12 protein-coding genes and 2 tRNA genes are annotated in these 11,568 nt (G+C 57.7%); 6 read left to right on the forward strand and 8 right to left on the reverse strand.

Annotation, left to right across the window (positions count from 1 at the left end; translation table 11 throughout):
* Window positions 1-130: 130 nt before the first annotated feature.
* Both ACTG3T_RS14070 and ACTG3T_RS14075 read right to left on the reverse strand, forming a co-directional pair.
* Window positions 131-207 (reverse strand) — tRNA-Asp (locus ACTG3T_RS14070).
* A gap of 93 nt (window positions 208-300) precedes the next feature.
* Window positions 301-376, reverse strand: a tRNA-Val gene (locus ACTG3T_RS14075).
* 256 nt (window positions 377-632) lie between these two features.
* Here ACTG3T_RS14075 and queD point away from each other — a divergent pair.
* Window positions 633-1,001 carry a 6-carboxytetrahydropterin synthase QueD gene (queD, locus tag ACTG3T_RS14080; protein ID WP_439102919.1) on the forward strand — a complete coding sequence of 123 codons (369 nt, stop codon included), beginning with the start codon at window positions 633-635 and terminating at the stop codon, window positions 999-1,001.
* A gap of 345 nt (window positions 1,002-1,346) precedes the next feature.
* The gene (locus ACTG3T_RS14085; protein WP_439102920.1) at window positions 1,347-2,027 is read left to right on the forward strand and encodes a LysE family translocator; all 681 of its coding nucleotides are present in this window, start codon (window positions 1,347-1,349) and stop codon (window positions 2,025-2,027) included.
* On the opposite strand, the gene ACTG3T_RS14090 is transcribed toward ACTG3T_RS14085, so the two are convergent.
* Both ACTG3T_RS14090 and ACTG3T_RS14095 read right to left on the reverse strand, forming a co-directional pair.
* Window positions 2,028-2,351 carry a DUF3301 domain-containing protein gene (locus ACTG3T_RS14090; protein WP_439102921.1) on the reverse strand — a complete coding sequence of 108 codons (324 nt, stop codon included), beginning with the start codon at window positions 2,349-2,351 and terminating at the stop codon, window positions 2,028-2,030.
* Complete coding sequence (locus ACTG3T_RS14095; protein ID WP_439102922.1) at window positions 2,348-3,196, reverse strand: alpha/beta fold hydrolase; 849 nt, start codon at window positions 3,194-3,196, stop codon at window positions 2,348-2,350. Before ACTG3T_RS14095 ends, ACTG3T_RS14090 begins: the two co-directional genes overlap by 4 nt.
* A gap of 26 nt (window positions 3,197-3,222) precedes the next feature.
* On the opposite strand from ACTG3T_RS14095, the gene ACTG3T_RS14100 reads away from it, so the two are divergent.
* Window positions 3,223-4,014, forward strand: coding sequence for a hypothetical protein (locus ACTG3T_RS14100; protein ID WP_439102923.1), 792 nt, complete (start codon window positions 3,223-3,225; stop codon window positions 4,012-4,014).
* A gap of 47 nt (window positions 4,015-4,061) precedes the next feature.
* Here the strand turns inward: ACTG3T_RS14100 and ACTG3T_RS14105 are convergent, their stop codons facing one another.
* From ACTG3T_RS14105 to ACTG3T_RS14120, 4 genes are all read right to left on the reverse strand, one after another.
* Window positions 4,062-4,892, reverse strand: a complete 831-nt coding sequence (locus tag ACTG3T_RS14105; RefSeq protein ID WP_439102924.1) for a crotonase/enoyl-CoA hydratase family protein — start codon at window positions 4,890-4,892, stop codon at window positions 4,062-4,064.
* Window positions 4,893-4,983: 91 nt separating this feature from the next.
* Window positions 4,984-5,550, reverse strand: coding sequence for a nitroreductase family protein (locus ACTG3T_RS14110; RefSeq protein ID WP_439102925.1), 567 nt, complete (start codon window positions 5,548-5,550; stop codon window positions 4,984-4,986).
* A gap of 82 nt (window positions 5,551-5,632) precedes the next feature.
* Window positions 5,633-6,451 (reverse strand): FkbM family methyltransferase, encoded by an 819-nt coding sequence (locus ACTG3T_RS14115; RefSeq protein WP_439102926.1) that lies wholly within the window; start codon window positions 6,449-6,451, stop codon window positions 5,633-5,635.
* A gap of 67 nt (window positions 6,452-6,518) precedes the next feature.
* Entirely contained in the window at window positions 6,519-8,360 is a 1,842-nt protein-coding gene (locus tag ACTG3T_RS14120) for a beta-ketoacyl synthase (RefSeq protein WP_439102927.1), read from the reverse strand.
* A gap of 104 nt (window positions 8,361-8,464) precedes the next feature.
* Here ACTG3T_RS14120 and ACTG3T_RS14125 point away from each other — a divergent pair, with 104 nt between their 5' ends.
* The 3 genes from ACTG3T_RS14125 to ribB form a co-directional block, all read left to right on the forward strand.
* The gene (locus ACTG3T_RS14125) at window positions 8,465-9,493 is read left to right on the forward strand and encodes a GlxA family transcriptional regulator (RefSeq protein WP_439102928.1); all 1,029 of its coding nucleotides are present in this window, start codon (window positions 8,465-8,467) and stop codon (window positions 9,491-9,493) included.
* A 61-nt stretch (window positions 9,494-9,554) separates the two neighbouring features.
* On the forward strand, window positions 9,555-10,736 hold the full coding sequence (locus tag ACTG3T_RS14130; RefSeq protein ID WP_439102929.1) for an acetyl-CoA C-acyltransferase: 1,182 nt from the start codon (window positions 9,555-9,557) through the stop codon (window positions 10,734-10,736).
* Window positions 10,737-10,794: 58 nt separating this feature from the next.
* Window positions 10,795-11,568, forward strand: a 774-nt coding sequence (gene ribB, locus ACTG3T_RS14135) for a 3,4-dihydroxy-2-butanone-4-phosphate synthase (RefSeq protein WP_439102930.1), incomplete at its 3' end; no start/stop codon positions are given.

An 11,568-nucleotide genomic window follows, 5' to 3' on the forward strand; every position in this document is an offset into this window, starting at 1 on the left:
CACACGGAACTTTGATCTGGTGATTGATACCACCGACAGAAGCCCCGAAGAGATCGTCGCGGAGATTCGCACCAAGTACAAAGCCTGGCGAGCAGGCTGAAACGGAAGGACTTGAAACAGTGCCAAAAAATGGCGGAGCGGACGGGACTCGAACCCGCGACCCCCGGCGTGACAGGCCGGTATTCTAACCAACTGAACTACCGCTCCAGGGTAGACAACGCGCTAACACACTTCCAGAGTTTCACGAATTCACTGCGTAAAACCCGGCTTTATCATCAAAGAAAAAAGCCTGAGGCAACGTGGTGGGTGATGACGGGATCGAACCGCCGACCCTCTGCTTGTAAGGCAGATGCTCTCCCAGCTGAGCTAATCACCCGCGTTGGAGGGGCGCATTATAGAGCCTTGCCTTTGCCTGTCAACGGATTTTACCAGCGTTGAGAAAATTCAGGATCGACGCTGCGATCATGGCGATTTTCCACCATGACTCTGCAGCTTTCTTGGCAATCTCGGTGGTCTTCAGCGAGCCCTCTGGACCCGGAAGTAACAGCACGCATACAACAATTGCCGCTTCAAAGACTTTCCATTGACAGCACATACATCGAAAATAGGCCGCTTTACCTGGGAGAGAACTAATGGAGATCTTTAAGGACTTCCACTTTGAGGCAGCCCATCGATTGCCGCAGGTGCCGCAGGGCCACAAATGTGAGCGCCTGCACGGCCATTCCTTTCAACTGCGCGTTTACGTGGCAGGAGAGCCAGGAGAGACAACCGGGTGGATCATGGACTTTGGGGATATTAAAGCAGCCTGCAAACCGGTCATTGAACAGTTGGACCACTACTATCTGAATGACATTGAAGGACTGGAAAATCCCACCAGCGAAAACCTCTGTCGCTGGATATGGGATCGCGTGCTGCCCGCCTTACCGGATCTATCGGCAATTGAGATTCGCGAAACCTGCACCTCGGGCTGTATCTACCGGGGAAACCGTGCAGCTATGTGACAACACGGTGACAGTAACGTTACTCAGCCGTTGCATGTTACCGCTAAAAAGGTTACGCGACGTAGCACTTGAGAATTGTTATGCACAGCGATGGGGCGGCTAACGGAAGAATCGAAGTTACGCTGCATCGCGCAGTATTACTCTGAATAAAAACTCATAAACCATTGAAATAATTGATAATTATAGACTTGCTCGAAATTTAACCAGGGAAACAAAAGAACCGCAACATGGGGGATTACGGGCATGCTAAACAAATTGTGCACCGCTTTATCCACAGGTTTTGTGGACAACCCGGACAAATTCGATGATTAAACCTCAATTTGCACAGGATGGATCTACCGTCATGTGCCTGTCACAGGCATTGCCGGCACCACTAGCGCTGATCAAGGGCAAAACAACGCTATGACGCTGTGGGAGTGGCTCAGTCTCGCCAGCCTCTGCCTGGCCGGCGCCGCCTCCCCCGGCCCGAGCCTGGCCGTCGTAATCAGTGCGAGTCTCAGCGGCGGGAGGATTAATGGTCTTGCCGCTGCCTGGGCCCATGCCTTCGGCGTGGGACTCTACGCAGCGCTTACCGTTTTCGGCCTGAGCGCGATCATAGCGACCAGCGATCGCCTGTTCACCGCCCTGCAAACGCTGGGCGCTATTTATCTGCTCTGGCTTGCCTACGGACTGTGGCGCAGTGCCCATGGGGAACCTTCAATAAAGGATACAGCCACTGCTCACGCCAGCGCCGCAGCCCGTGATGGCTTTACCATTGCTTTTCTGAATCCAAAACTCGCGGTGTTTATGCTCGCGCTGTTCAGTCAGTTCGTGCATCCCGAGGCGGGCAGCGGAAGCCAGGCTACGATGGTTTCCACGGCATTTTTCATCGATGGACTCTGGTACACGTTGATCACAGTGGCATTTACGCGAGGAGCGTGGATCGAAGGTCTTCGCAAGCGCGCTGGTGCTATCGACCGGGTTTTTGCGATCCTCCTCGCATTGGTAGCGGCCGCCATTCTTGCGCAGGTGGCTCAGGCGCTGTGATCAGTGGAGCGTCGGCGCCTCTGCGACAAGCACGGCCTGTAAGCGTGGCCCCAGCATAATGATATGGCCCACCTCGCGGCCGACACCATCGCGACTGTATTCAAAACGATACTGACGCCAGACCCGCCAGATGCCATTGCCATCACGACTGAGAGACGTTCGGGAAAGCGCCACGGATTGATCCAGCATTTGCACATCCGCAAGCTCCGACGATCGTTTGGCCGCCGCCACCGCCAGTTCTCGCACCCGGGTGCCACTGAACAGGTACCAGGCGAGACCGCCGAAAACCCCCACAAACACCAGGTCCCAGATCGTCAGTGTCATTGCTGATTTTCCCGTTGCGCTATTCCACCGTGCTGCAAAAAACCCAGCACAGCAGCGTTGAATTCCACCGGCTTTTCGGCATGGAGCCAATGCCCCGTGTCGGCAATGCCTGCAAATTGCGCCGCGGGAAACAGTCCCAGGGCCGCCAATTTGCCCGCTTCATCAACGTAGCTTGAATTCAGACCGTAAACAAACAGCGCCGGCCTATTGCAGGGAGCACCGCCTGGCGGCTCGCGAAACGCCGAATAGTTTTCCCGCAGAGCCCGAACGTTGAAACGCCAGACGTACACCCCCTCCTCGTTCCGTCGAAGGCTGAGCGACAGGAACGGTATCAGTGCGGGTTCTTTCAATAGTTTGCCCATGATATCGCCCGCCTCCGCCCGCGACCTCGGCTTGGCGAGCTCCACCGCGGCAAGCGCCGAAAACACGGCATCATGAGACGATGGATAAATGACCGGTGCGATGTCCGCAACAACGAGTGCGGAAACCGCCTCGGGCTGTGTCAAAGCAAGCTGCATGGCAACCTTGCCCCCCAGGGAATGTCCGACCAGCGTCACGGGGCCCAGATCCTCACTCTTGATATAGCCAGCGATGCTGTCTGCAAGATCATCAAGACTGCTGTGGGCCTGCCAGGGAGACCGCCCATGGTTAGGGAGGTCCAGCTGGTGCACCTCGAATGACGGCGCCAACGCCCGGGCAAGGCTGCCCAGATTGCTTCCCATGCCAAAAAGCCCGTGAAGAAGGACCACTGGCTCCCCCTCTCCACGTACCGAGGCATGTAAGCCTGCCGCGGATGACGCCTCACACTCTGACTGTTCTTCGTTTGCTGCCAAGTTTGTTACCATTCGCCCTTCTTGAAATTCACACCGACATGTTACCGAAGAATATGCCAAAAAAGCTGTTACTCCTCACGCTCTCAACGCTCACATTTCTCACCGCCTGTGCCACCGGTGGCGGCTATAACCCTACGGTGTTTCCTTTTGAAATAGAAAGCGAGCAATTGGCGGAGTCGCCGATAAAAACTGTAGTGATCCCCCACGTGAATCTGGGTATCCCTTCGCGAAACCACCTTGAGGATGTGGCGCCACGTATCGATGCGCGTATCAGCAGCTACCTGAAGGCGGGGGGTTACAACGTACTGCCCCAACGGGAATTCAAGCAGCACTGGAATACCGCTGTACGCGCCTTCGGTGACCCCGTGGATCCCACAACGGGTCGCGTGAATATGAAGACCTTTTCCCAGATTATGACAAGTGTCCGCGACCGCTTTGCGGAAACCACAGAGCTGGACGCGTTTGTGTTCACCGACCTTGTGGAGCTGGAGGTGCCCTTCAACATCGGACTCAAGCACATTGGCCGCTGGGATGGCGTATCGCGGCGCCCTTCCATGCAGGGACCGGGCACCGGGGTGAGCGCAGACTTTGACTGGTCTATGCCCGCTGCCGTCTCGTCGTTGCAGGTCACCATTTTTGATACGGAACTGAAGCGGGTATTTGTCAGCCGCGGCGGTCTGGATGCCACGGATGCTATCGATGCCCGCTCGTCCACCGGTCGCTATATCAGACGTCGCTCCATTCTGGAGAACAACAGCTTTGTTGATGAGGGTATAGCGCTGGCGCTACACCCCTTCATCGAAATGGATAAATATCCCGGCAACCCCTGAGAACAGGTAGCCCCTCTATAAAAGGGGCGTACCGCGTTGCAGCAGCATCAGTCGTCGTAATTGGCGGCCCGCTTCTCCATTTGCGCGGCAAGACCTTCTTCAAGGTCCTGGGCGCTGAGCATGCCCGCGTTCCAGGTGGCGATGTAATTCAAGCCTTCCTGCACACTATGGTCCCGGCTGTATTGCAGCATTTCCTTGCTCCCGCGCACGGCAAGAGGCGCTTTGCTGGCGATCATCGCTGCAATTTCCCGGACTCCCGATAACAGCGCTTCGCGATCGGCAAACACCTTGTTCACCAGACCCACCTGCTGTGCCTCACTCGCAGTCATATTTCTACCGGTATAGGCAAGTTCGCAGGCTACGCCGTAGGGGACAATCTTCGGAAGGCGCTGCAGGGTTCCCACATCGGCCGTCATTCCGATATCGATTTCGCGAATAGAGAACCAGGCATCGTCGGAGGCATAGCGCATATCCGCGCAGGTCACCATATCCATCGCGCCACCGATGCAGGTGTTATGGATTGCAGCCAGGACAGGCTTGCGGCACTTTTCCATGGCAGATAGATTGTCCTGCATCGCCAGTACGTTGCGCCGAAAGTACTCAGCGCGCCGCGCCGGGTCCTTGCTCTGACCCTGCACCTCCATGAGCATTTTGAGATCGATGCCCGCGCAAAAATGCTTGCCATGGGCAGCGAGAATCACCGCCCGCACCGTGGGCTCACTATCCAGCCACTCAAAGCAGGCCTGGAGCTCCCGCCACATGGTGGTGTTCATGGAGTTCGCCTTGTCGCCGCGGTTCAAAAACACCTCAGCAACATGGGCGTTGACCGTAAGCTCCAGGGTTTCAAAGTTCGGTTGGATTATCTGTTCCTGCTGCATGTCTGCTTCCTGCTTTTTCAAAGGTCCGTAATTTATATTCCGCTTTATACCGCAGCATTGTGCTGCAATGCTCATGTCTCACAAATGGTCATTACCAAACGCGGTGAAACTCATCGCTCACCATCGTTGGCACCGGTTTGGGATTGCAATCCGGCCTGCCTACATAGATAAAACCGACAAATTCCTCATTGTCCTCGCCGCCAATATCGCGAAGCAGTTGCATATCCTCTGCAATCTCGCCGGTGCGCCAGATGGCGCCGTAGTCCAGTGCTTCCGCTGCGAGTATGAGACTGAAAGCTGCGCAACCTGCGGAAATTCGCTGTTCCCAGGCGGGCACCTTGGGATGCTCTTTCAGCGAGACCATGACTGCGATGACCAGCGGCGCACGGAGGGGCGCAGTTCGTGCTTTTTCCTGGGCCGCCTCGTCTGCATGAGGATCCCGCCGCAGCAGGGAGGCTCGAAGCAGCTCACCGAAGTCCCTGCGTCGATCGCCCTGAATACTGACAAAGCGCCAGGGTCGCAGGCGCATATGGTCGGGACTGCGCAATGCACACTGAAGCATTTGTTCGAGCTCTGCTGCATCCGGCCCGGGGCCCGTGAGCCGAGGCATGGAGTTGCGCTGCTGCAGAAAGCTAAGGCCGTTAAACACCGTCGCCATGAATCACTCATCGCTTAAAATGGAGAATCATGATAACAGCGATATTCACGGCATTTACAGGCACACGCAGCACACGCGAGTCTCAGCCGGAGAGCTCCTTGGGAGCAACGCCCGCGTAGATGTTCATGAACCCCCGGTCGCCCTGCTCGGCATCTACATTATCCGACCATTCACACAGGGCCGCGGCGTTTGAGGCTACAAGACGGTGCTCCACGTGGTCCACGATCCAGAGCGGCAGACCCAGTCCCGCAATCAAAGTGACAAGCGCCCTGCCGCTACTGCCGGCAAGTCGAAGGGAGTAAGGTGTCAGCTCCAGCAATATCCGCAAACTGCCCGCGCTTTGCTGTAACAGCGGTAGCAACCCCTGCATGACCGCATACTCGCTCCCCTGAGTATCCACCTTGAGAAGATCAATGCGATCAACGCGCGGCGAAAGAAGCCGTGCGCCATGGCGAACGGTAATCATTTCCTTGGACCGGCGTCCGTCACCGGCATAGATTTGATGATCTCCCCGGTTGTCCTCGTTGCGATAAAGCGCACATTGCCCGTCGTCATCGCCCAAGGCGATGGGGACTATCTCCACATCACTTTCACACTGGTTTAAACGAAGGTTCTGCTGAAGAAGCAGGACATTGTCCGCCGCAGGTTCAAAGGCGAATATGCGCGCCGCGCTCGCAGGATGAAGCGCACTGAGAATACTGAAATAGCCAAGGTTCGCGCCCACATCCACCACAATGTCCCCGGGGCGCTGGGAGGCAATCCAAAGCTGTGTTTCAAAAGGCTCCCACCCCCCTTCCTCGTGCAGCTTTCGCGATACCAGGTCAGTCCTGGGGTTGTGGGTTCTTAGGGTGATCGATTGCGGCAAGCCCGCTATGGGGTGCAGTGTCACTCGATTGTTCAAATCAGCACCCGCGAGTTCCAGCCAAAGTTGTCAGGGTCTGAGGAATGCTGGCGGTAATACCGGGGCACTAGTCCTCAAAGGGGTTTGACTGTACTAGCGACACACGCTGGTTCGCAACGGCGATGCTCTCGCCATCAAAGCTCACGGCATCATCGCCAAGCACATTATTGTCGAAGAGGTATCGCGGAGATTCCTGCCCCGCAAGAACGCGGGACTCCCGCGCTTCCTGCGCCTCTTTTACGGCTTCCTGCGCATTCTCCCACCGGGACATACTCGACGCGCCATGACGGGCCTTGAGCATATCCATGGTTTGCAGGGGACTTAAAATTGTTGCCGATGCGTTGTTACCCCCAAAACCTTTGGCGTTGATCAACGCATATCGCTGTTTAGACAAATCTAATTCCTGATGTTCAAGATTGAAGCTTAAGTTATCTGTTGCCACGTCATCGGCAAGCTCCGCCGTGGTGCTGATTCCGGGCATCCAACCTTCAGCCCAGATCCCAAGGGTTGCCGCGATCTGATCCCCGGAGGCCGCGGCCAAGGAATGACCTACATAGCTCTTAATGGCACCCACCGGCCAATGCTCAATACCAAAAGCACCGGCAACCCGGCTGAGAATCACCGATTCGGTCACCCGATTCTGGGGTGTGCCTGTGCCGTGGGCCTGAACCAGGCCGCCCTCGCGAAGGCCCTTTTCACCCACAATCGCGCGGGCGCAGGCGGCTGCCCGGGCCATGGTCAGATAGTTGCCTACCCCGGGGCCGGAAATAGATTTTTTAAAGCCATCGGCGTTGATAAACACATCCGCTGCGGACCCGAGAATATTGGCGCCGGTCTCCAGTGCAAGCTGGTCATCAAAAAGCACCAGGAACTGCGAAGACTCACCAATGGTAAATCCGCAGTTCTCAGCAAAGGGTCGGCAGGCCCTGCGATGGTCGGGCTCCACTTCCTCACCCAATCCGTCCAGCTGACGCAGGCCTTTATCCGTCGCCAGTGCGCCCATGGCCGCATAGCCTTCCATGACTTCCGGCGTGACGGGGGCTTCGGCAGCGCCCACAAAGGCGACCCGCGCGCGCCCCGAACGAATATCATGGATCGCATGGCGCAGGTTGTATAAAAACGATGCGCAGGCTCCCAGGGTTGCTCCGGTAGAACCGGCCGTCCCAAGCACGTAAGCATTGACGAAGTCCGCAGGCATCTCCGCCAGACCCAGAGGACAGAATTTGGAGGTGATGCGACTGCCACGATAGCGCGCTTTGAGCATGCCGCCGGTGCCGTTATCGTCCAACTGTCCCATGGCACTGCCGGCATACACACTGATCTGATCGGGGGCCAGGGTCGTCAGCAGTGCATCCCAGTCCAATCCCAGATTCCCCAGGGCGTCGCTGGCGGCGAACACTGACATGGCGAGCCCCCGGGGGTGATTTCGTGACTGATAAAGCGCCGCCGGGTCAAAGCCATCGGGCAGCTGACTGGCAGCCTTGACCTCAAACTCGCGGTGCGTGGGCAGCAAAAATTGCTGCTCTCCCACAATCTGAACACGCACGTGTTCCTGATCCTCTCCGGGGAGCAATTGCCAGTCATCCGGCACCGGCACGGGCAGATAACGCCGATGGAGCTCAAAGCTCACGGGTGCACCATTGCTGCGAGTGGGAAGTCGCTGATTCCAGGACACGCGAGTGGGATCAAAGTGCTGGGGGCCGATGCGCCGAATCAGCGTGCGATCCAGAAGGCCCGCGTCGCTATCGTCGGCAGCGCCCGTGAGCTGGCGAAGCGCCGTGAGCATTTTGCCGCGACGATCAGCATTCAGGGCGCCCTCCACCATTCGCGCATAGGCATGATGCATGGAACTGCGGCCGGCACTGTTAACGCCACCAAAACTGACAATAACGGGTAGAGCTTGTCCCACGGGAACACCTGCACAGAACTGCGATAGACGCAGTGTAGGCAGCCCTACCCCTTTATCTGTATCCTATAAGCGTCAATTTATTTATAAAACCGGCCAAAATCGCCATGCCCACCGCTGCCCTGATTCTCTACCCCGAGGCCCTCGCCACCAGCGTTACTCTGCCAGCGGAGATACTGCGCGCCGCCGCACAAATGTCGCGGGCAATTCGTGGCCGGGGTATGGACACCGACATTCAGCTGTTGGGGCTACAAGGTGAATCTTCGGTCACCCTTGATTCGGGACTGCGGCTGGGACTCGACGGTGACCTGTCTGATTTGGAATTCTGCGACCTCCTGATCCTGCCGGCCATCTGGCGACATCCCCGGCGCGTGGTGCACCGTGCCGGCGGCTGGCTTCCCAGGGTGCAGGAACTCCATGCTCGGGGTAGCACAATCTGCAGTGTTGGTACGGCCAGCGCCCTTCTGGCGGAGACCGGTCTTCTGGACGGACGACCGGCGACGACCCACTGGCATGATTTTGATCGCTTTGAGCAAAGTTACCCGCGGGTCAACCTGAAGCGCCGTCACCTTATTACCCAGAGTGAGCGCCTGTACTGCGTGGGTAGCGTCAACTCTATCGGTGACTTTATGGTGCACTATGTAGAACAGCACTACGGTGAACGCATCGCCCGCGCGGTAGAGACACAGTTCTCACCGGAAGCCCGCCAGTCCTTTGAAACGGCGGCCTTTCTTCAGGAGTCTTCCGGCGCCCATCATGATGCGCTTATCCGCGATGCTCAGGACCATATGCAAATGCACCCCGCCGACGCACACAGCGTGGAGCGCCTCGCTGCACTGAGCGGCTTATCCCCCCGAAGTTTTGGACGGCGGTTTCGCAAGGCCACCGGCGAAACACCAATCCGCTACCTCCAGAATCTGCGCATTCGTGAAGCCCGCGCATTGCTGCAGCACTCGGACCTCGCCCTGGCGGACATCGCCTGGCGCTGCGGATTCAGCTCCCCAAGCCGCTTTTCCCAGGCTTTTCGCAGCGCTACTGATCTAAGCCCCCGGGCGTTCCGCGAGGCGGTAAGAGGCAAGCGATTCGTCACAACAACGGCAATTTCCGACCGGGCAACGGCGGGAAATCAAGCTTGAGGCGCAAGAAACACTGTGGCTAAATCACGCCCCCGCCGAAGACGAAGCCAAGGAAGAAACCATGAGTGAAGAAAGCGTGCTGATTGTTGATGGTGCCCGAACCCCTATGGGAGGTCTCCAGGGCGCGCTCGCCAGTGTAGCGGCCCCCCAACTGGCTGCGGTAGCTGCACAATCCGCGCTGGAAAAAAGCGGCGTGGAACCCCAGGCTATCAATGAAGTATTTATGGGTTGCGTGCTGCCCGCAGGTCTCAAGCAATGCCCTGCCCGGCAAACTTCTATCGCCGCAGGCATACCGGTGAGCACCGGCGCGGTCACCGTCAATAAAGCCTGTGGCAGCGGCATGCAGGCCACGATTTTTGGCTATGACAGCATCATGGCCGGTACCAACGATATCGTGCTGGCCGGAGGTATGGAGAGCATGAGCAATGCCCCCCACCTGCTTATGGGCGCGCGCAGCGGATTCCGCCTGGGCTCTGCTACCGCCTTTGACCACATGATGCTGGACGGACTCGAAGATGCCTACGATGGCTGTTCCATGGGAACCTTTGCCCAGGCTACCGCAGATCGCGAGGGTGTTAGCCGCGAGGACATGGATGCCTTTGCTATCGAGTCTCTGCGTCGGGCCAGGGCTGCTATCGACGATGGATCCCTGGCTCCGGAGATAGCCCCCGTCACCGTCAGCAGCCGCAAGGGCGACACTCTGGTGTGCGATGATGAACAGCCCCACAAGGCTAATGTGGATCGCATACCCTCCATGCGCGCGGCCTTTACCAAAGACGGCACCATCACTGCGGCTACCGCCAGCTCCATTTCTGATGGAGGCAGCGCGCTGCTGCTGATGTCCGGTACCGAGGCCGCGAATCGGGGTATTTCCGGCATGGCACGCATTGTGGCCCACAGCCGCCACAGTCAGGCCCCCTCAGAATTCACCACGGCGCCGGGCGGCGCTATTCAGAAGCTCTTCGATAAAACCGGCTGGAGTGTTGCGGACGTAGATCTCTTCGAGATTAACGAGGCCTTTGCCATGGTCACCATGCTCGCCATGCGCGAGCACGGTCTCGATCACGCCAAAGTCAATATTCATGGCGGCGCCTGCGCCCAGGGGCACCCCATCGGTTCCACCGGTTCGCGCATTATCGTTAGCCTTATGTACGCCCTGCGTAAAACCGGCGGCAAGCGCGGCGTTGCGGCGCTGTGCATCGGCGGCGGTGAAGCAACGGCCATTGGGATCGAAATGATCTGACGGTTGCACTCATGGCTTACGGCAATTCGCATTTATCAAAACAGCAGGACAGCTAGTTATGGCTCTAAGCAGCGTACCCGATCTTATCGAGGCCATCCGTCAGGGACAGATGGTGATCCTTATGGATGACGAGGATCGGGAAAACGAGGGCGATCTAATCATCGCCGCAGAAGCCGTCACCCCGGAAATTATCAACTTCTTTGCCAGTGAAGCCTGCGGTTTGATTTGCATGCCGCTCACAGAGAAACGGGCGCGGCAATTGCAGTTACCTCTCATGGTGAGGGACAACCGTTCCCAGCATGAAACCAATTTCACCGTATCCATTGATGCTGCCGAGAATCTCGCCCCGGGTATTAGCGCCATACAGCGCGCGCGCACGGTAAAAGTGGCTGCCAGCGCCGATGCGAGACCCACGGATATCTGCCAACCGGGCCACATCTTCCCTCTCGTTGCCAAAGAAGGTGGCGTGCTCAGACGTGCAGGACACACCGAGGCCGGCGTGGACCTCGCCCGCATGGCGGGCTTTGAACCCGCCGCGCTCATTGTTGAGATCATGAATGAAGATGGCACCATGGCGAGACGGCCGGAACTGGAGCTTTTCGCGGAGAAGCATCAGCTGCCCATGGGTACCATCGCAGATCTGATTACCTACCGCTCCCTCCACGAGCAGTCCGTCGAGCTGGTGTCGCAGAAACCGGTGCAAACGGAATATGGCGATTTCGAACTCTACACCTTCAAAGATCTGGTGGACGACGCCCTTCACTACGCACTCACCAAAGGGGAGCTATCGTCCGATGCGGATACGCTGACCCGGGTGCAGCCCCTGGATATG

It is taken from the genome of Congregibacter sp. (genome assembly GCF_965660375.1).
Lineage (GTDB): Bacteria > Pseudomonadota > Gammaproteobacteria > Pseudomonadales > Halieaceae > Congregibacter.

Bases quoted from the DNA above. Each gene is read 5' to 3' on its own strand.
- ACTG3T_RS14125 (WP_439102928.1), top strand. From the start codon at position 8,465: ATGCCCACCGCTGCCCTGATTCTCTACCCCGAGGCCCTCGCCACCAGC.
- ACTG3T_RS14130 (WP_439102929.1), top strand. From the start codon at position 9,555: ATGAGTGAAGAAAGCGTGCTGATTGTTGATGGTGCCCGAACCCCTATG.
- ACTG3T_RS14100 (WP_439102923.1), top strand. From the start codon at position 3,223: ATGTTACCGAAGAATATGCCAAAAAAGCTGTTACTCCTCACGCTCTCA.
- queD (WP_439102919.1), top strand. From the start codon at position 633: ATGGAGATCTTTAAGGACTTCCACTTTGAGGCAGCCCATCGATTGCCG.
- ACTG3T_RS14090 (WP_439102921.1), bottom strand. From the start codon at position 2,351: ATGACACTGACGATCTGGGACCTGGTGTTTGTGGGGGTTTTCGGCGGT.
- ACTG3T_RS14095 (WP_439102922.1), bottom strand. From the start codon at position 3,196: ATGGTAACAAACTTGGCAGCAAACGAAGAACAGTCAGAGTGTGAGGCG.
- ACTG3T_RS14110 (WP_439102925.1), bottom strand. From the start codon at position 5,550: ATGGCGACGGTGTTTAACGGCCTTAGCTTTCTGCAGCAGCGCAACTCC.
- ACTG3T_RS14105 (WP_439102924.1), bottom strand. From the start codon at position 4,892: ATGCAGCAGGAACAGATAATCCAACCGAACTTTGAAACCCTGGAGCTT.